The organism is Carnobacterium gallinarum DSM 4847 (assembly GCF_000744375.1).
In the GTDB taxonomy this organism is placed as follows: domain Bacteria; phylum Bacillota; class Bacilli; order Lactobacillales; family Carnobacteriaceae; genus Carnobacterium; species Carnobacterium gallinarum.
Genome location: NZ_JQLU01000005.1, coordinates 561,620 through 581,434, shown reverse-complemented (window position 1 = coordinate 581,434; position 19,815 = coordinate 561,620). Strand labels below are relative to the sequence as shown.

Sequence of the window (19,815 nt, the reverse complement as noted above, 5' to 3'; positions counted from 1 at the left end):
TAAAAATGGGGCTATTAGCAATAGATATTGGTGGAACGTCTATTAAGTTCGGTGTGTGGGATCAAGAAATGATTAAGGAGCAAGGCAGTGTACCGACTCCAAAAAACTGGGTGGATATGGAAGCGACATTGCTTGTAATTAAAGAACAATTAAGTCAAAATTATGAGCTAACTGGTGTAGGTTTTAGTTGCCCGGGTGTAGTAAATAAGTCGGCTAGACGGATTGAAGTTGCTAGTGCATTACCTTTTATGGCAGGATTTCCGATTTGTGATGTCTTAGAAAAAAGCTTTGGGATACCTGTGGCCATTGAAAATGATGCCAATTGTGCGGGGCTAGCTGAAGTTTGGCAAGGTGCAGCAAAAGGATGTCAGGATGTACTTTTCGTTGTGTTGGGAACTGGGATTGGTGGAGCCGTTATTGTTGATGGAAAAATTCGAGAAGGACGACATTTATTTGGCGGTGAATTTGGGATGATGCTACTTCAAGATGATCAGGAATTTAGCCATTATGGGTCAGCGGTTGTGATGGCAAAAACAGTATCAGAGCAAAAAGGCTTAAGCGGCGATCAAGCTTTATCAGGCGAAGCAGTTTTTGCATTAGCCGAACAGGGGGATGATTGGGCGAAGAAGGCAGTTGAACGTTTTTATCATTATTTGGCAGTTGGAATTTATAATTTAGCCTATTGTTTTGATCCGGAAAAAATTATTTTAGGTGGAGGCGTTTCAGCCAAACCAGATTTAATTTCAGCAATCGAAGCTAAAATTCAAGTGATTCGAGATCGAACGCCATATGCTACGTTTATGCCTGATTTAGCGCCGTGTATGTTTCAAAATGATGCGAATTTAATTGGAGCGGTTGCAAATTTTATCCAAGCTAAAAATGAAGCGGAATCAGTTTAAAGATTCGTGAAGAAGTCCAACAAAGACTATTAAAAGCCCACTCCTCATGTTAAAATAGAAGACATAAAATCAAAAGTTTGTGAGGGTTATAAAATGGTAGTAAATGAAATGCAAAGCGATTTTCCAACAGTGGTTATTAAAGTGAACGAACCATTGTCACGTTACACATATACAAAAACCGGAGGACCAGCCGATATCTTAGTTTTCCCTAAAACGGAAAAAGAAGTTATTGAATTAGTTGCGTGGATTAAAGAACGTGAATTGCCTTTGATTGTTTTGGGCAACGCTAGTAACTTGATTGTTAAAGATGGTGGAATTCGCGGTGTAGTCATGGTCTTGACGGATATGAAACAAATCGAAGTGAAAAAAGACCACTTAATTGTTCAAAGTGGAGCAAAATTAATTGATACTTCTTATCAAGCGCTGAGAGCTGATTTGACAGGTTTAGAATTTGCTTGTGGAATCCCTGGAAGTGTTGGTGGAGCAGTCTTTATGAATGCTGGTGCCTATGAAGGTGAAATTAGTGAAGTACTTGAGAGTGCCTTAGTCATTTCTGAAACTGGAGATGTTCAGCGTTTAAGCAATGAAGAATTAAATTTTAGCTATCGTTATAGTGCAATTCAAGAACGTGGTGGAATTATTTTAGAAGCAGTATTCCAATTGAAAAAAGGCAATCCAGAAGCTATTCAAACAAGGATGCAGGAGCTGACTGTTTTGCGTGAATCAAAACAACCTTTAGAATATCCGTCTTGTGGTAGTGTATTTAAGCGTCCAACAGGTTATTTTACTGGCAAGTTGATTCAAGAAGCTGGTTTACAAGGGAAAGTTTGGGGTGGTGCTCAAATTTCTGAGAAACATGCTGGTTTTATTGTAAATATTAATGAAGCAACGGCAACAGATTATATTGAATTAATTGCTTATATTCAAGAAGTTATTCTGAAAGATGCTGGTGTGGCATTAGAAACCGAAGTACGGATTATTGGTGAAGATGTTTAGAACTGAAAATAGAATGAAAAGACAGGAAATGTTGGCACATCAGCATATTCTGTCTTTTTTTTGTAATTAATTCTTGAGGAGGTGATTTAAACAAACTTCTTTTCTAATTTTTTTTTATACTCTTTAGGTGATTTTCCCATATGTTTTTTAAAGATGCGAGAAAAATAATAAGGGTCTTGATAACCGACTTTTGTGGCGATTTCATAGACTTTTAAATCAGTCATTTTCATATATTTACAAGCTTGTTCTATTTTTAACGTAATTAAAAAATCTATCGGAGATTTTTGCGTATATTTTTTAAAGATACTACTTAGATAACTTTGGGAAATATTTAACTCATAAGCTAATTCACCTAAAGTTAAGTCTTGATGAATATGTTCGTTCATATAGCGAATGCAAGTGGTCAAATATCGGTTTTGTTTATCATAAGATACTCCATCTTCTAATAAATAAACTTCAGTTAGAATGGTTAACATTAATTTAGAAATGCAAATCATATTGCCTAAGGTGTAGTCTTTTTCAGCAATTGTAAATAAATCAATAAAGTGACTTTGCAATAAATTGCTTTTTTCTGGAGTAGTTATGAGAATTTCGGTTCGTTCAATAATCGGAAAATGCTGACTTAATGGGGTATTAAAATGAAACCAGAGAATGGACCATGGATGCAGTTCATCAGAGTAATAGCGATGGGGAGCATTAGCAGGAATACAAAAAATATGTCCTCGTTCTAAGGTAACAGGAGATTCATTTTCAATTTCAATCATGCCGCGACCATCGAGACAATAAATTAAAATATTTTCACTTACACCATCAAAACGTTCACGATAATGATATTTCGCACTAGGATAAAATCCTAATTCGGTTACATAAGTGTGATTAACAAGTGGATGAGTTAAGTAAGTAGGGAAATTTTTAATCGGAAGTGTTAGATGGCGTTCATCCTTAAATCCATCTTTTTTCTTAATTGAAAACATAGACTCTCCTCCTTTTCTTTAATATAGCAAAAAAGTGTAGAATAGTCCATGAATGAATGGAATAACCTATTCTTTTAAATCAATGAATTCGCTATGATTAAGGCAACAAATGAGAATGGGAGTGAACGTCTATGAAAAAAGGAACGGTTCAAATACAAGAAGAGAAAATAATGATTCCAACTTATCTGGCAGCAGAACCAGATAAAAATCCTCTTTTTTTTGAAAAACGTGTTTATCAAGGAAGTAGTGGGAAAGTTTATCCACTTCCGGTGACTGAGAAAATAGCTGATGAGCAAGTAGATGTTGAATATCAAGCGATTTATCTTGAAAATGAGTATTTAAAAGTAACGATTTTACCAGAATTAGGTGGACGTATTCAGAGAGCTTATGATAAAACCAATGATTATGATTTTGTTTATTATAATCAGGTGATAAAACCAGCGTTAGTTGGGTTAGTTGGACCATGGATTTCAGGTGGAATTGAATTTAATTGGCCACAACATCATCGCCCTTCAACATTTATGCCAACTGAATATCAGCTAACAGAAAATCCAGATGGGAGTAAAACTGTTTGGGTGAGCGAAATCGATCAAATGTACGGCACTAAGGGGATGGCTGGTTTCACACTTTATCCAGATAAGGCGTATATTGAAATTACTGGTAAAGTCTATAATCGGACAGATATTCCTCAAACTTTTTTATGGTGGGCGAATCCAGCAGTACCAGTTAACGATCATACAATTTCAGTGTTTCCACCAGATGTTCATGCTGTAATGGATCATGGTAAACGGGCAGTGTCTAGTTTTCCGATTGCTACAGGAACTTATTATAAGTATGATTATTCAGAAGGTGTTGATATTTCTAAATATAAAAATATCAAAGTTCCGACATCTTATATGGCCTATCATTCTGATTTTGATTTTATTGGCAACTATGATGAACAAAAGCAAGCAGGTTTACTCCATGTAGCCGATCATCATGTATCACCTGGGAAAAAGCAATGGACCTGGGGAAATAGTGATTTTGGACAAGCATGGGATCGGAATTTGACAGATGAGGATGGTCCGTATATTGAGTTGATGACTGGCGTATTTACCGATAACCAACCAGATTTTACGTGGCTAAAACCTTATGAAGAAAAGACTTTCAAACAATATTTTATGCCTTATAAAGGTGTTGGACGAGTGAAAAATGCAACGATTCAAGCGGCTGTTAATGTGGAGTTAGAAATGAATCAATTAGTTGTCACTATTTATGGAACGCAAGTATACTCTAAGGCACAAGTAAGGGTGACATTAGAAGAAGAACTTTTATTTGCAAAAGAAATAGAGCTAGCACCTGAAAATTTCTTCCAAGAAAAAATCCCAACGAACTTAACAGTGATTTCTACGGATTTACACATTCAGGTTTTGAGTCAGACTGGCGACATCCTAGTTGACTATCGAGGGATAGCGGATGAGTTAGAAGCTTTACCTGAACCAGCCGAGGAATTGTTACGTCCGGAAGAATTAAAATCAACAGAGGAATTATTTTTAGCAGCGACTCATATCGAGCAATATCGTCATGCAACACTGGATGCAGAAGATTATTATTTAGAAGGATTGAAAAGAGAGAGTGAAGATATTCGTTTAAATAATGGCTATGGTTTATTTTTATATCGCAAAGGATTATTTGCCGAAAGTGAAGTTTTTTTCCGTAAAGCCGTAGCAAAACTTACATGGAAAAGTCCGAATCCATACTATGGAGAACCATTATTTAACTTAGGTTTAACGTTGAAAATTCAAAATAAATTAACTGAAAGCTATGATTGTTTTTATAAGGCGACATGGAATGAAGATAGCAAAAGCGCTGCTTTCTATCAGTTAGCTTGTCTAGAGGCTTTGGATGGAAATTTTGCTAGTGCTTTAGAATTTTTAGAACAAGCCTTAGTGAAGAATCAACATCATATGAAGGCACGTTTATTACAAGTGACAATTTTACGACATCAAAAGCTAGATATAAATGAACCGATTCAAGCTAATCTTGCCATAGATCCTTTAGACTTAGGAAGTCATTATGAACGTGGAGTAGCTCAAGAAAGCTTGGCAAAATGGCATCAAGTGATGCGAGGCAGTGTGCATAATTATTTGGAAGTGGCTTTAGATTATATAAATGCAGGATTTTATCAGGATGCATTAATTATTTTAGCTAGTAGCCCTGTTAGGAATCCGATGATTTCTTACTATCAAGCGTATATTTATAGTCAGCTAGATCAAAAAGCTGAGGCTCTTGCACAAATTAATAGAGGAGAACAAGCTAGTTCTGACTACTGTTTTCCCAATCGCTTAATGGAAATCGTTATTTTGGAAAAAGTAATAGCCTTACAGCCTGAAAAAACAGGCTATGCTCAGTATTATTTAGGTAATTTATTTTATGATAAACGCCGCTACCAAGAAGCAATCAAGCTATGGGAAGTTAGTAAGAAATTAGTACCAGAATTTCCTACTGTATATCGTAATTTATCCTTTGCATATTACAACCAAACACAGGATCTGCCAAAAAGTCAGGCGTTGATTAGCACAGCAACGGAATTAGATAGTTCCGATGCACGTCTGTTGTTAGAACAAGATTTATTGGCAGCTAAAAAAGGGAGTCCTATTGGAAATCGTATAGCAATTTTAGAAGCTCATATCCAAACGACTGAAAAACGAGATGATTTATTTGGAACGTATATTACGTTATTAAATAGTCTAGGTAAACATCAGAAAGCTTTTGACTTAATTGCTTCGCGACAATTTCATCCATGGGAAGGTGGAGAAGGGAAAATTAGTGGGCAATATGTTTATGCTTTGATTGAGTTGGCAAAACTTGAAGCTCATCAGAATCCTCAAGAAGCATTAGAAAAGTTAAGCGCATCTATGGAGTTTCCGCATTTTCTAGGGGAAGGTAAATTGCCGAATGTACAAGATACGATTGCCTATTATTATATGGCTAAAATCTATCAACAAATAGGGGAAAAAGAGCAAGCTATCCACTATTTTGAACTAGCAACAGAAGGGATTACAGAGCCTGAGAGTGTTCTTTATTATTACGATCAGCCTGCAGATAGTCTGTTGTATCAAGGGATGGCTCAATCTGAATTAGGAAATCAACAAAAGGCTAACGCATGTTTTCATAAATTAATTGCATATGGGCAGCAACATCTGTTTGATCAAGTAAGCTATGACTATTTTGCTGTATCATTACCAGAAACTGTAGTATTTACTGAAGATATTCAACAAAATAATCGAATTTATTGTCAGTATTTAATTGCTTTAGGGCAGCTAGGTTTAGGAGAAATAAAGTCAGCAATTGAAGGGTTGACTGAAATCTTAGTAGTTGTACCAGATCATCAAGGAGCAATTCGTCATTTAGCTTTAGCTGAAGGAGAATAACAGATTAGTTGAGTAGAGGATTCGTTCACCTACTCAACTTTTTAAGGGATAACTAAGGAGTTAGTAAGATGAAAATTAGCCAAGAAATTATTCAAACGAATACACACCAAAAAATTAGTATTGTTCAATTAGAAAATAACAATGGATTTAAAGCAACTCTAAGTAATTATGGGGCATCCTTAATTGGTTTGATGTTTCCAAATAATCAAGGGGAACAAGAAAATGTTGTTTTAAATTTAGCTAAGCCATTGGATTATTTAACAGAACGAACCTATCTTGGTGCAACAATTGGTCCTGTTGCTGGGCGAATTACGTTGGGACAATGGTATAAGGAACAGCAATTGATTCAGCTAGAACAAAATGAAGGGAATAATCATTGTCATGGTGGAAGTCATGCTTTTGATAATCAGTTTTGGAAAATGGAAATGAATGAAAATACTCAAGGAAGTTATGTTTGTTTTAGCTTAGTTTTACCTGCTGGATGCGAGGGCTACCCTGGAAATAGACTAGTGACTGTTGACTATCAGTTAACTGAAGAAAATCAGTTGAAGATACGCTACCATGCTGAAACGGATGAAACAACAATACTTAATCCAACAAATCATACGTATTTTAATCTTTCAGGTGGAAATGAGGCAACAATAGCTAATCATGAGTTGCAACTGAATAGTTCACTTTTTGCACCTCTTAATGAAGAGAATTTGCCGACAGGAGAGTTGGTACAAGTAACTGGATCAGTCTTTGATTTTTCAAAAAAACAAATATTAAGCCGCTGTCTTCAAAGCCAAGACATACAGGTTAGGCAACAACAGGGGCTGAATCATCCTTTTATCTTAGAGGGAAACCAGCTGTATGATGGTTGTTTGTCTCATAATCCGTCTGGACGAAAAGTTTATTTTAAGACTACCGCTCCAAGTATAGTTATTTATACTGGAAATCATTTTACAGGGGAAAACACTCCGGAAAATCAAGCTACAATCCAAAAACATGGTGGAATTGCGTTAGAAATGCAAGGATTACCTGATGCTCCAAATCATCAAGGATTTGGCAGTATAATTCTCCATCCTCAAGTAGATTATCTACGAGAAGATTGTTATCAATTTACTGTGAATTAGCGTTTCTGTGCTTGTTTAAAAATGGAGATATTTTGTAAGATAGTCTAGCTTTTGGCATATATCGTCCATTTTAAACAGAAATGATTTCTCTTATACTGTAGCTAGGAAGTAAGAGCTACAGTATAAGAATTTTAAAAAAGTAAGCGCGTACAAAGTTTTTTATGGAAAAAGATAAGTGGAAGGGGTATTAGAATGAAGAAGTGGTTGATTGTTTCATTTTTAGCAGTTCTTTTAGTAGTAGTTGCGGGTTGTAGTGGAGGGGGGAAAGCCAAGGGAACGGATGGTAAGGTTGATTTGACCTTCTCGATATGGGATTCTAACCAAAAAGCTGGTATGGAAGATATGGCAAAAGCCTTTATGAAAGAAAATCCATCAACTAAGGTGACGGTTGAGGTAACTCCATGGGATCAATATTGGACAAAATTGCAGGCTGCAGCAACTGGCGGGAATATGGCAGATGTTTTTTGGATGCATCCGGATCAAGTTTATAGTTTTGCAGAAGGCAATGCCTTGTTAGATATGACCGATAAGATTAAAGCAAGCTCTGTTGAGTTAAGCAATTATCCAGAATTTGTAACAAGGGTTTTTGATATTGACGGAAAGCAGTTGGCGTTACCAAAAGACTATAGTACAGTGGCATTGTGGTATAACAAAGATTTATTTGATGCTGCAGGAATTAGTTATCCAGATGAAAACTGGACTTGGGACGACTGGATGAGCGCGTCGGAAAAATTAACCGATAAGGACAAATCAATTTATGGAATGTTGGCGCCAGCAGATGGTCAAAATTTTTGGTACAACTTATTATGGCAAAATGGTTCAGATATTGTTTCTAAAGACGGTAAGAAAAGTCTATTAGATAGTGAAAAATCAATTGAGGCAATTAAGTATGGGGTATCCTTTATTGAAAAAGGATATTCACCAAGTACCTCAGATTTTGCCAATACAACTCCTGATCAGTATTTTGAATCTGGCAAAGCGGCAATGATTACGGCAGGTTCGTGGATGAGCAATGAATATTTATCAATTGATGGTTTAAATGTTGATTTAGCACCAATGCCAAAGAAAGAACAACAAGGTTCTGTTGCTTCTGGAATGGGTTATGGGATTGCAGCTAATACAAAAAATCCAGATGAGGCATGGAAATTTGTTGAATTTATGGGTTCTAAGGAAGGCAATTTGATTCAAGCGAAATCTGGTGCGGCAATACCTGCCTATAAAGACACACAAGCTCCTTGGGTAGAAAAATTCCCAACAATTGATGCACAAGTTTTTGTGGATGCTGAAACATATGGGCATTCTTCGATGTATGTGGAATCCAGAGTAGATTGGGTAACTATTGAACAAGAATGGATGATGGATATTTTTTCTGGAAAAGTAGCTGTTGAAAAAGGTGCAAAGGAAATGACTAAAGAAATTCAAGCAGCAATGGATCAAAAATAAATAGACAGTCTAAGAACACAGTCAAAGCTGTGTTCTTAGTGTTCTTAAATAAGAGGTGAATGTCAATGAAGCAAAGCGCACTTTCAAAACGCAATCGTCAAAAATATTTTTGGGCCTTTATTTTAGTTGCGCCAACTCTATTATTTGTATTGATTATGAATATTTGGCCAATTATTCAAACATTTTATTTTAGTTTAAATCAAATTAAAGGTTTAGGCGTTCCTAAATGGATCGGTTTTGAAAATTATATAAAAGCTTTTCAGGATAAAGATTTAGCCAGTTCAATTTGGAATACAGCAATCTATACTGTGGTTACAGTTCCTATTGGTACCTTTTTATCTCTGATAACGGCGGTGTTCCTGAATACAAAAATTAAAGGGAAATCTTTTTTTAGAGTTCTTTATTTTATCCCCGTTGTATCTGCTCCAGCAGCCATTGCAATGGTTTGGCGTTGGTTGTATAACTCTGACTATGGCTTGATTAATTATTTACTTTCGTTAATTGGAATTAACGGACCTAACTGGATTGGCGATAGTCATTTTGTTTTAATCGCGGTGATGATTGTCGGGATTTGGTCGGGCGTGGGCTATAATATGATTATTTTACTCGGCGGTTTACAAGATATTCCAAAATCCTATTATGAAGCAGCAGAAATTGATGGTGCCAGCAGTATTCGGAAGTTTTTCAGTATTACATTGCCGATGTTGTCACCGACTTTATTTTTTGTAGTAACTACCTCATTTATTGGAGCCCTTCAAGTCTTTGATTTGATCTTTATGATGGTAGACAAGGCAAATCCAGCGATAAAATCAGCACAATCAATTGTTTATTTATTTTATCGAGCGACGTTTGTCAATAATGATAAAGGATACGGTGCAGCCATTGCGATTATTTTATTAGTTATTATTATGTTCTGTACGTTTATTCAAATGCAACTTCAGAAAAAATGGGTACATTATAGATAGGAGAGAACGTTATGGAGTTTAAAAAAAAGAAAAATAACTATTTAATAGTGTATGTCTTATTGACTTTAGGTGCGCTTATTATGGTACTGCCTTTTATTTGGAGTATTTTAACAGCCTTTAAAACATTGACAGAATCATTAGCATTTCCCCCAAAGATAGTTCCTGCTACATGGAGCTTAACGAATTTTATTGATGTTTGGCAGACCTTACCGTTTACAAAATTCTTCTATAATACATTTGTAATGATTGTCGTTCGGGTAATTATATCGACTATATTTAGTGCGATGGCAGGGTATGCTTTAGCACGAATTAAGTTTCCTGGTGTGAATATGATTTTTATGTTGATTTTATTGCCAATGATGATTCCGGGACAAGTATTTGTGTTGCCACAGTATCTATTAATTTCCAAATTAGGCTTGGTAAATACGTTGACAGCATTAATTTTACCTGGTATTGCTAGTACTTTTGGAACATTCTTAATGCGCCAGTTTTTTATGAGTATTCCGGATGAACTAGAAGAAGCTGCAATTTTAGATGGTTGTACGATTGGTCAAACCTTTATTAAGGTGATGTTACCTTTAGCGAAAGCACCTTTAATTTCACTCTCTATTTTTACAGCATTGTTTGCTTGGAAAGACTTGATGTGGCCATTAATTGTCAATATGTCACCAGAAAAAATGCCGTTATCTTCAGGTTTAGCTTTACTGCAAGGTCAATATACAACGAATTATCCTCAACTAATGGCGGGATCTGTGATTGCTACGATTCCGATGATACTACTTTATTTAATTTTCCAAAAGCAATTTATTCAAGGCATTGCAACAACTGGATCAAAGGATTAATACTAAAGTGAAGCATAAAGGAGCAAATAAAATGGGCATTTATTATGATCAAGAAAAGCAACAGTTTCATTTATTTAACAAGGAAATAAGCTATGTGATGGAGTTGGAAAATCAAGACTATTTAATTCAAGTTTATTTTGGAGCGAGAATTCAGAGCTTTTATCAAAAAAGCCCCTATCCTAAAATTGATCGATCCTCTTTCTCACCAAATCCAGCGAATTGGCCAGATCGTAATTTTTCATTAGACACTGTACTGCAGGAATGTCCTGGACAAGGTTCTGGTGATTACCGCGAACCGCTTTTTGAAATCACTTATCCAGATGGCACGAAAGCTACTCAATTTAAATATGAAGCTCATGAAATTATTCAAGGAAAGCCAAAATTAACAGGGTTACCAGCAACGTATGCAGTTGATTCTGAGGAAGCTGAGACATTAGTAATTCATTTAATTGATTCAATTAGACAGGTTAAAGCAAGCTTGAGTTACACCATTTATCAAAACAGAAGTGTCGTTACAAAGAGTATTCAATATGAAAATTTAGGAACAGAAACGGTTTATTTAAATCGGGGGTTAAGTGCGTGTCTTGATTTTCCAGATGCTCATTTTGATTTAGTACAGATGCCAGGTGCGTGGTCTAGAGAAAAGCAGTTAAAGCGTGATCCGCTGATGATGGGGATTCATACCCTTGATAGTAAACGTGGAGCTAGTAGCACGCATCAACAACCATTCATTGCTTTGATGCGACCTGAAGCAACTGAGAAATCTGGTGAAGTTTATGGTTTTCATTTTATTTACAGTGGCAACTTTCAAATTACAACAGAGGTTGATACGTACCAACAAACTCGTGTTTTAATTGGAATTAATGCATATGATTTTTCTTGGCAGTTGCAAGAAAAAGAGGTTTTTCAAACACCAGAAGTTGTGCTAGTTTATTCAAATACTGGTCTAAATGGAATGTCGCAAACTTTCCATCATCTATACCGTGAGCGTTTGGCAAGAGGAGAGCATCAGTTTAAGGAGCGCCCTGTTTTAATTAATAATTGGGAGACAACTTATTTTGATTTTGATGAAACTCAGTTAGTGAATTTAGCACGTAAAGCCAATGAATTAGGAATTGAACTTTTTGTTTTGGATGATGGGTGGTTTGGTGAACGAAATGATGATACAACTTCTTTAGGTGATTGGGTTGTGAATCGTCAAAAGCTTGCAAATGGTTTAAAAGGAGTCGCCGATAAAATCCGAAATGAAGGCTTGAAATTTGGGTTGTGGTTTGAACCAGAAATGATTTCTCAACAGAGCCAATTATTTAAGGAACATCCAGATTGGCATATTCAGATTAAAGATTACCCAACTTCTCAAGGGCGTAATCAGCTAGTTTTGGATTTTAGTCGACAAGAAGTTCGGGACGAAATTAAGGCGCAATTGATTCAAATACTAAGTACTGTTCCAATTGATTATATCAAATGGGATATGAATCGAAATATGACAGAGGTTGGTTCTCTTGGAGCGAACCCACAGCAGCAGCTGGAAACAGCCCATCGCTATATCCTTGGATTGTATGAAGTGTTAGAAGAATTAACAACTAGCTTTCCGCATATTTTATTTGAAAATTGTTCAGGTGGTGGCGGTCGTTATGACCCAGGAATGGTTTATTATATGCCACAAAGTTGGGCTAGTGACAATACCGACGCAGTGGAGCGACTGAAAATTCAATATGGGACGAGTTTAGTCTTTCCGCCAATTATGACGTGCGCTCATCTATCAGAAAGTCCCAATCATCAAGTGGGAAGAATTACAGATACAAAAATGCGGGCAGATGTAGCTATGTCAGCGAATCTAGGAATCATGTTAAATTTAGAAAAAGAAGCTACGACAGACTTAGAACTTGTGAAAGAGAATATCGCTTGGTACCAAAAAAATCGAAAACTGCTACAATTTGGCGATTTTTATCGTTTAATTAGTCCTTTTGAAAGTCACTATACAGCATGGGTATTTGTAGATGCGGCAAAAGATCAGGCGATTCTGTTTTTCTATCAAATCCTCAATGAAGTTTCAAAACCATTTGTAAAAGTTCAGCTACAAGGATTGGATTCGCAAAAAGTGTATCAGATAAATGGAGACCTTTTTTCTGGAGATGAATTAATGAATTTTGGATTATATTTGAATCATGATCTAGATGGTGATTTTAAAAGTAAGGTGATTGAATTAAAGAGTCTGTAAACTAAATTTATTTTTTGAGCCTAAAATAAATTTATTTTAGGCTTTTTTAGTTCCTTAGTTTGTGTGTAAACTAATTTTACATAAGTGTGTAGTTTAAAAAAACGTTCAAAAGATAGCGCTACCAAAGATTATAACGTTATGAGTTGATTGGCACGTTACTTGCTTATTAATATAGTGAGTAAATAAATTAAAGGAGGAGAAAAATGGCAGAAGAGGTTAATTTAGAAACAATTATGGGGTTAATCATTAATGGGGGAAATGCGAAGAGTGATGCAATGGAGGCTATTCAAGCAGCAAAAATAGGCGATTTTACATTGGCAGACAGTAAATTAGTAGAAGCAGATAAATCACTTGTTGAAGCACATCATTCTCAAACAGGCCTGTTAACGCAAGAAGCGCAAGGCAATCATATTCAAGTTACTTTATTGATGGTTCATAGTCAAGATCATTTAATGAATGCGATTACTTTTCTTGATTTAGCAAAAGAGATTGTTGATATGTATAAAAAAGTTGCAAATGAAACAAAATAATTAAAATTCATTAGGGTTGTTGGACAAACATCCTTAAACTAAACTTTGGAGGTTAAGAAAAATGAATGGATTAATGAATTGGTTAGAAAAACATATTATTCCGGTTGCATCAAAAATTGGTTCACAGAAGCACCTAGTAGCTTTACGTGATGCTTTTATTGGCACAATGCCAGCGACAATGGCTGGATCAGTAGCTGTATTATTAAATGTATTTTTTAGAGATTTCCCAACTACATGGGGTTGGACAGGATTTGTAGAATTTATGGCACCGGTTGTAGCTGTTAATGGATATGTTTGGACAGGTACATTAGCAGTTATGGCAGTTATTTTTTCAACGACCTTAGGTTATAACTTGGCTCGTGCCTATAATGTTGATGCGCTTTCTGGAGCAGTTGTATCTCTAGCGGCTTTTATTATGGGACTGACACAAACTGCTGCGACAGCTTTAACTGTGGAAGGTCAATTACCGAAAAAAGCCATCGACATGATTACAACAGCAGGTGGAACAGTTGAAGATGGCAATATAATCGGTGCAGGTGCATGGGGTTACTTTAACTTTGGTAAACATATGGGCGGAACAGGCCTATTTACAGCAATTATTTTTGGATTTATTGCCACAATTATTTTCTCTAAACTAATGTTAAGAAAAATTACAATTAAAATGCCAGATTCAGTACCACCAGCAGTAGCTAAAGCTTTTGCGGCGATTATTCCAGCTAGTGTGGCGCTATATGTCTGTGCAATTATTAACTATTTATTTACAACATATATGGGGATGCCGATTATCGATTGGATTACCGAAACAATCCAAGCTCCATTACTTGAGCTTTCGCAAGGCTTTGGTGCAGTTTTAATTATTGTATTCTTAGTTCATTTGTTATGGTTCTTCGGAATTCATGGGACAAATGTAATGGCACCCGTATTACAAACTATTTATGGTAGTGCGATGACGACTAATATTAATGCACAACAAACAGGAGCAAAAATTCCTTACAAATGGGTTGCTGGAAGCTTTGAAGCTTTTGTTTGGCCTGGTGGAGCAGGAGTTACGTTAATGCTTCTTGTAGCGATTTTAGTCCTATCGAAACGGGCAGATTCAAGAGTTGTAGGGAAATTAGCAATCGGGCCTGGTATTTTCAATATTAATGAACCAGCGATGTTCGGTATGCCTATTGTGTTAAACCCGCTTTATATGATTCCATTTATTTTAGCGCCAATGGCAACAGCAACTGTTGCTTACTTTGCAACGATGTCTGGATTAGTCAACCCAGTTGTAGCAAGTATCCCTTGGGTGACACCAGCAGGAATTAGTGGATTCTTAGCAACAGCAGGAGATTGGCGCGCGATTGTTTTAACCTTAGTTAATTTAGTTGTAGCCTTCATTATCTGGGCACCATTTGTTCTAGCAGCAAATAAAATTCCTTTGGAAGATAATTAAACTGAGTGAGACAAAGCGGCTATTTGGGCTAAAAATCAATTAAATAAAAAATAAGAAACTGCAGGAAATCACCATTTGTAAAAATGGATTTCTTGCAGTTTTTTCAATGTTAAAACTGATGTCTCGGTCTCCATATTATTCCTTTCTGGATACAATGATCACTTGACAACGATTATGTGGAAGTCTAATTAATTTTTTCAAAATGATCAATTAAATCGGTTAGGATCTCTGCTAGTAAGTTCGTTGGTTTAGCTATCAAAGTATAGTCTTCTTTTAATTTTACTGATCTAAAGAGGAAGATTTCTAAGAAAGAATTTTATCAAATAGAATAATCATTCAAATTAACCTATCAAAAACCTAAATTAATTTAAAAACACGAATTATATATGAACGATTTTGTTTGTTATAAAAGTTAAAGTTCGTTTTTATGTCAGGAATATTCCTATTTATATATAAATTTATTGACTATTTATGTAAAAAAAATTAAAATGAAATTTAGTTAAGAAAATATTAAAATAAAGGACTGACGCATTTCTTCATTTGAGAGGAATGCCCATTTGCATCTTAAAACAGTTATTAAGTATAAATAGGAGGAATAGTAGATGAGCAAGTATTTAGTTTTACAAACAGATTTTGGTTTAGGTGATGGAGCAGTAAGCGCTATGTATGGTGTGGCACATATGGTTAGTAGTGAGGTTGTAGTAGAGGACTTAACACATGATATTCCACCATATGATATTTGGGTAGCCTCATACCGTTTGTTGCAAACAGTGAAATACTGGCCAAAGGGAACAGTTTTTGTTTCTGTAGTTGATCCAGGAGTTGGAAGTGATCGCCGTAGTATTGCTTGTGAAACAGAATCTGGTCATTTTATTATTACTCCAGATAACGGCTCGTTAACTCATATTAAACATTATCAAGGAATTCGTGAAGTCCGTGCAATTGATGAAGTTGTGAGTCGTTTGCCTCATTCAGAAGAAAGTCATACATTCCATGGAAGAGATATTTATGCGTACAATGGCGCCCGTTTGGCAAGTGGTGAGATTAACTTTGCTGAATTAGGTGAAGTTGTGCCACAAGATAGTATGAAAGCATTAGATTTAATCGATGCTAAAGAAGAAAATGGTATTTTGACGGGAAGTATTGATGTATTAGATATTCGTTTTGGTTCATTATGGAGCAATATTCCTTTAGCGTTATTTAAACAAGCTGGCATTGTTCATGAAGATTCAATTCAAGTAACTATTTTCCACCAAGGGAAAAAAGTGTATCAAAATATCATGATGTTTGCGAAATCATTTGCTGATGTGAATATTGGGGAGCCGTTAGTTTATGTGAATTCGTTAGTGAATATCGGCGTGGCAGTTAACCAAGATTCATTCTCACGTTTGTATCATATTGGAACGGGAACAGAGTGGACGATTCAATTACGTAAAGCACCGAAAGTTATTTTTGAGTAAAATTAAAATATAGTAGAGAGGTATTTTGATGAAAAGAAGACAATTTCAAAGCAAAGTAAAAGTATTTTGCATGAATGTCCTCTCTTTTTTTCAAGACTGTTAAATCTTCTCAACTTTTATTTTGTCTAGTTTCGGGTTCTAGCTTCTTGGAAAAAAGATAAAATAGAGGGAAAGTAAAAAGACACTTTCCAACTATTTTCCTATTTTTCAGTCGAAGCTGGCACAGAACCCTCAACTTTTATTACAAGGAGGAATAAGGATGAAAAAAGATTTTTCGATTAAAACCATTGTTGCCATTGGAATTGGTTCGGCGGTATTTGTTATACTAGGGCGTTTTGTGATGATTCCAACGGGCATTCCTAATACGAACTTAGAAACAACGTATCCCTTTTTAGCATTAATGAGTGTGTTATATGGTCCAATAGCTGGTGGGTTAATTGGTTTGATTGGTCATACATTAAAGGACCTAACAACAGGTGGAGTATGGTGGAGTTGGGTTGTTTGTTCAGGAATTATTGGAGTTGTTTTTGGACTTGCAGGTCAAAAAATCAAATTAGCTGCTGGTGAATTTGGGAAAAAAGAAATTATTCGTTTTAATGCGTATCAAGTTATTGGAAACATGGCTGTTTGGGGTTTGATTGCACCAACTTTGGATGTTTTAATTTATAGTGAACCAGCTTCAAAGGTTTATACACAAGGGGTTGTCACAATTATTGCCAATAGCCTCTCTGTTGGAGTTCTGGGTACTGGCTTAATGATTGCATATGCTGCAACAAGAACGAAAAAAGGTAGTTTAAAAAAGCTTGATTAAATGGTAAAATACAGAGGCAGCTGAGTGATTTCACTCAGCTGTTAGACTATAAAGTTATAGCATTGAATATTAAGTATCAATATTTAATGCTATAACTTTATGTTGATTAAAGGATCATAAAAGTTGATTTGAAAAAGGACTTTGTGAACTTAAAGGGGAGGGGCTTGGCAATGAAGAAGCCGTTAATTATATTTGACAACTTTACATTTCAATACGATAGTCAAGCAGAGCCGACTTTATGCGACCTTAATTTAACCATATATGAAGGTGAAAAAATAGCTGTTGTTGGACCAAGTGGGTCTGGAAAATCAACCTTTGCTCAATGTATTAACGGTTTGATTCCACATTCATTTGCTGGTGAAATCCAGGGGTCGGTTGAGATTAATGGGAAAAATTTACAAAAATCAAGTTTATTTGAATTATCTTTTGAGGTAGGAACGGTTTTACAAGATCCAGATGGACAGTTTATTGGATTAACAGTTGCAGAAGATATTGCTTTTTCATTAGAAAATGATTGTGTGCCACAAACTAAAATGTTAGAAGCTGTGCATAAGTGGGCAAAAGTTGTGGATATTGATCAACAGTTAAACCAACGTCCGCAAGATTTGTCTGGTGGACAAAAGCAACGAGTTTCAATGGCGGGAGTTTTAATTGATGAAGTACCTGTTTTATTATTTGATGAGCCTTTAGCTAATTTAGATCCTGCATCTGGAAAGCAGGCAATTGAGTTAATTGATGAAATTCATCGACAATCTGAAACGACCATTGTCATTATTGAGCATCGCTTAGAAGATGTTTTACACTGTGAAGTTGATCGTATTCTTGTTTTTGAAGAAGGACGGATTATTTCGGATAGTACTCCTGATGAATTATTGAAATCAGATATTTTGTCTGATACAGGTATTCGAGAACCGTTATACATTACGGCTATGAAATACGCAGGAATTGACTTAGCTGAACTACAAGAAATTTCAGATATTCATAAAGTTGCTGGTCCAAAGTTAAAAGAAGAGATGGAACAGTGGTTGGCTGCGATTCCTGATTTTAATGTCCCAACTCATCATGAACCTTTATTAGAGCTTAGTGGATTGTCGTATCGTTATAATAAAGATCGTCCGTTAGTATTAGACAGCGTATCTGTGACCTTTCATAAAGGAGAGATGGTCAGTGTTGTTGGAAAAAATGGTGCGGGAAAATCAACATTATCTAAAGCGATTTGTGGTTTTGTTGGATTACAAGAGGGTTCAATGAATTGGTTAGGCGAAGATTTTACTAAATTATCGATTAAAGAACGTGCAGATAAGATTGGATACGTGATGCAAAATCCAAATCAAATGATTTCTAAAACGTTGATTTTTGATGAAGTAGCCTTAGGTTTGATATTAAGAGGTGTTGCGCCAGAAGAAATTGAAAAACGTGTTCATCGTGTGCTGAAGATTTGTGGGTTGTATGCTTTTCGTAGTTGGCCAATCTCCGCATTGAGTTTTGGACAAAAGAAGCGAGTAACGATTGCAGCTATTTTGGTACTAAATCCTGCGATGATTATCTTAGATGAGCCGACAGCAGGACAAGATTTTAAACATTATACTGAAATGATGAATTTTTTAGAAACGCTGAATAAGCAAGGTGTGACGGTGGTAATGATTACCCATGATATGCATTTGATGCTGGAATACACAACAAGGGCATTAGTTATTGCTAATGGACAGTTATTAGCAGATACAGAGTCAGTAGATGTTTTAACCAATGATGGTCTGATTCATGAAGCCTCATTAAAAGAAACATCATTATTTACTTTTGCTAAAGCTTTAGGTATGCAAGATCCTTTTGGCTTTACGAAAAAATTTATTGCGTATGATCGTGAGGTGCGTTTGCCATGAGTGACCAACAATTACTAGGATATATTCCAGATCAAACACCGATTCATCGCTTAAATGGAGCCTCTAAATTGATTGCTTTAATCTTATTATCGGTGGCAATTATGACAACTTATGACACAAGATTCTTGTTATTTATGAGTGTTTTTTCAATTTTTCTATTTAGAGTATCGAAAATTCGTTGGCGTCAAATTTCTTTTGTAATGAAGTTTATTTTATTTTTCTCGCTATTAAATCTTTTAGCAGTTTATTTGTTTGCTCCTGAATATGGAGTGGACTTGTATGGCTCACGAACGGTATTATTAGAGGGCATTGGACGTTATAGTATAACAAGTGAACAACTATTTTATGAATTTAACTTGATTTTAAAATATTTTTGCACAGTTCCATTAGCGATTATCTTTTTATTAACGACGAATCCTAGTGAATTTGCTTCAAGTCTGAATCGACTTGGTTTAAGCTATAAGATTAGTTATGCTGTTGCATTGGCATTACGCTATATTCCTGATGTACAAGAAGATTTCTTTAGTATCTCTCAAGCACAACAAGCTCGAGGGTTTGAAATGTCGAAAAAAGGCAAACCAATTGCTCGTCTAAAGGGGACTAGTCGAATTGTCTTGCCATTGATTTTCTCTAGTTTAGAACGAATTGATGTGATTAGTACGGCAATGGAGTTGCGTCGCTTTGGGAAAAATAAAAAACGAACGTGGTATACTCAACGACCGTATCACAAGCTTGATTATATAGCGATTGGGCTAGTTATTTTATTAACTGTTCTAAGTTTTGCCTTAATTTATCTAAACGGCAGCCGTTTCTATAATCCTTTTTAAT

15 protein-coding genes are annotated in these 19,815 nt (G+C 35.6%); 14 read left to right on the top strand and 1 reads right to left on the bottom strand.

The features are described 5' to 3' along the window. Nucleotides 1-5: 5 nt before the first annotated feature. Nucleotides 6-899 carry an ROK family protein gene (locus tag BR43_RS07565; RefSeq protein WP_034560753.1) on the top strand — a complete coding sequence of 298 codons (894 nt, stop codon included), beginning with the start codon at nucleotides 6-8 and terminating at the stop codon, nucleotides 897-899. A 93-nt stretch (nucleotides 900-992) separates the two neighbouring features. Beyond that, nucleotides 993-1,895 carry a UDP-N-acetylmuramate dehydrogenase gene (gene murB / locus BR43_RS07560; protein WP_034560751.1) on the top strand — a complete coding sequence of 301 codons (903 nt, stop codon included), beginning with the start codon at nucleotides 993-995 and terminating at the stop codon, nucleotides 1,893-1,895. Between the two features lie 86 nt (nucleotides 1,896-1,981). Here the strand turns inward: murB and BR43_RS07555 are convergent, their stop codons facing one another. Beyond that, complete coding sequence (locus tag BR43_RS07555) at nucleotides 1,982-2,869, bottom strand: helix-turn-helix transcriptional regulator (protein WP_034560749.1); 888 nt, start codon at nucleotides 2,867-2,869, stop codon at nucleotides 1,982-1,984. A gap of 131 nt (nucleotides 2,870-3,000) precedes the next feature. Between BR43_RS07555 and BR43_RS07550 the strand changes: the two genes are divergently transcribed. From BR43_RS07550 to BR43_RS07495, 12 genes are all read left to right on the top strand, one after another. Next, nucleotides 3,001-6,282, top strand: a complete 3,282-nt coding sequence (locus BR43_RS07550) for a DUF5107 domain-containing protein (RefSeq protein WP_034560747.1) — start codon at nucleotides 3,001-3,003, stop codon at nucleotides 6,280-6,282. A 68-nt stretch (nucleotides 6,283-6,350) separates the two neighbouring features. Then, on the top strand, nucleotides 6,351-7,397 hold the full coding sequence (locus tag BR43_RS07545) for an aldose epimerase family protein (RefSeq protein ID WP_051933866.1): 1,047 nt from the start codon (nucleotides 6,351-6,353) through the stop codon (nucleotides 7,395-7,397). A 192-nt stretch (nucleotides 7,398-7,589) separates the two neighbouring features. Further along, nucleotides 7,590-8,840 carry an ABC transporter substrate-binding protein gene (locus BR43_RS07540; protein WP_034560746.1) on the top strand — a complete coding sequence of 417 codons (1,251 nt, stop codon included), beginning with the start codon at nucleotides 7,590-7,592 and terminating at the stop codon, nucleotides 8,838-8,840. Nucleotides 8,841-8,905: 65 nt separating this feature from the next. After that, nucleotides 8,906-9,805: a carbohydrate ABC transporter permease gene (locus BR43_RS07535; protein ID WP_211252915.1), complete on the top strand. Its 900-nt coding sequence runs from the start codon at nucleotides 8,906-8,908 to the stop codon at nucleotides 9,803-9,805. Nucleotides 9,806-9,816: 11 nt separating this feature from the next. Beyond that, nucleotides 9,817-10,647: a carbohydrate ABC transporter permease gene (locus BR43_RS07530; protein WP_034560743.1), complete on the top strand. Its 831-nt coding sequence runs from the start codon at nucleotides 9,817-9,819 to the stop codon at nucleotides 10,645-10,647. A 31-nt stretch (nucleotides 10,648-10,678) separates the two neighbouring features. Further along, nucleotides 10,679-12,868, top strand: coding sequence for an alpha-galactosidase (locus BR43_RS07525; RefSeq protein WP_034560741.1), 2,190 nt, complete (start codon nucleotides 10,679-10,681; stop codon nucleotides 12,866-12,868). Nucleotides 12,869-13,071: 203 nt separating this feature from the next. Next, nucleotides 13,072-13,398 carry a PTS lactose/cellobiose transporter subunit IIA gene (locus BR43_RS07520; RefSeq protein WP_034560739.1) on the top strand — a complete coding sequence of 109 codons (327 nt, stop codon included), beginning with the start codon at nucleotides 13,072-13,074 and terminating at the stop codon, nucleotides 13,396-13,398. A gap of 61 nt (nucleotides 13,399-13,459) precedes the next feature. Next, nucleotides 13,460-14,836, top strand: coding sequence for a PTS sugar transporter subunit IIC (locus BR43_RS07515; protein WP_034560737.1), 1,377 nt, complete (start codon nucleotides 13,460-13,462; stop codon nucleotides 14,834-14,836). Nucleotides 14,837-15,438: 602 nt separating this feature from the next. Then, nucleotides 15,439-16,296: an SAM hydrolase/SAM-dependent halogenase family protein gene (locus BR43_RS07510; protein WP_034560735.1), complete on the top strand. Its 858-nt coding sequence runs from the start codon at nucleotides 15,439-15,441 to the stop codon at nucleotides 16,294-16,296. Nucleotides 16,297-16,555: 259 nt separating this feature from the next. After that, the gene (locus BR43_RS07505) at nucleotides 16,556-17,107 is read left to right on the top strand and encodes an ECF-type riboflavin transporter substrate-binding protein (RefSeq protein WP_034560733.1); all 552 of its coding nucleotides are present in this window, start codon (nucleotides 16,556-16,558) and stop codon (nucleotides 17,105-17,107) included. A 170-nt stretch (nucleotides 17,108-17,277) separates the two neighbouring features. After that, a complete protein-coding gene (locus tag BR43_RS07500; protein ID WP_034560730.1) occupies nucleotides 17,278-18,987 on the top strand; it encodes an ABC transporter ATP-binding protein in 1,710 nt (569 codons plus the stop codon). Beyond that, nucleotides 18,984-19,814, top strand: coding sequence for an energy-coupling factor transporter transmembrane component T family protein (locus BR43_RS07495; protein ID WP_034560727.1), 831 nt, complete (start codon nucleotides 18,984-18,986; stop codon nucleotides 19,812-19,814). The genes BR43_RS07500 and BR43_RS07495 overlap by 4 nt, the downstream gene beginning before the upstream one ends. Nucleotide 19,815: the final 1 nt, after the last annotated feature.

Coding starts and splice junctions, on each gene's coding strand:
- BR43_RS07565 (WP_034560753.1), top strand. CDS start 6: ATGGGGCTATTAGCAATAGATATTGGTGGAACGTCTATTAAGTTCGGT.
- murB (WP_034560751.1), top strand. CDS start 993: ATGGTAGTAAATGAAATGCAAAGCGATTTTCCAACAGTGGTTATTAAA.
- BR43_RS07555 (WP_034560749.1), bottom strand. CDS start 2,869: ATGTTTTCAATTAAGAAAAAAGATGGATTTAAGGATGAACGCCATCTA.
- BR43_RS07550 (WP_034560747.1), top strand. CDS start 3,001: ATGAAAAAAGGAACGGTTCAAATACAAGAAGAGAAAATAATGATTCCA.
- BR43_RS07545 (WP_051933866.1), top strand. CDS start 6,351: ATGAAAATTAGCCAAGAAATTATTCAAACGAATACACACCAAAAAATT.
- BR43_RS07540 (WP_034560746.1), top strand. CDS start 7,590: ATGAAGAAGTGGTTGATTGTTTCATTTTTAGCAGTTCTTTTAGTAGTA.
- BR43_RS07535 (WP_211252915.1), top strand. CDS start 8,906: ATGAAGCAAAGCGCACTTTCAAAACGCAATCGTCAAAAATATTTTTGG.
- BR43_RS07530 (WP_034560743.1), top strand. CDS start 9,817: ATGGAGTTTAAAAAAAAGAAAAATAACTATTTAATAGTGTATGTCTTA.
- BR43_RS07525 (WP_034560741.1), top strand. CDS start 10,679: ATGGGCATTTATTATGATCAAGAAAAGCAACAGTTTCATTTATTTAAC.
- BR43_RS07520 (WP_034560739.1), top strand. CDS start 13,072: ATGGCAGAAGAGGTTAATTTAGAAACAATTATGGGGTTAATCATTAAT.
- BR43_RS07515 (WP_034560737.1), top strand. CDS start 13,460: ATGAATGGATTAATGAATTGGTTAGAAAAACATATTATTCCGGTTGCA.
- BR43_RS07510 (WP_034560735.1), top strand. CDS start 15,439: ATGAGCAAGTATTTAGTTTTACAAACAGATTTTGGTTTAGGTGATGGA.
- BR43_RS07505 (WP_034560733.1), top strand. CDS start 16,556: ATGAAAAAAGATTTTTCGATTAAAACCATTGTTGCCATTGGAATTGGT.
- BR43_RS07500 (WP_034560730.1), top strand. CDS start 17,278: ATGAAGAAGCCGTTAATTATATTTGACAACTTTACATTTCAATACGAT.
- BR43_RS07495 (WP_034560727.1), top strand. CDS start 18,984: ATGAGTGACCAACAATTACTAGGATATATTCCAGATCAAACACCGATT.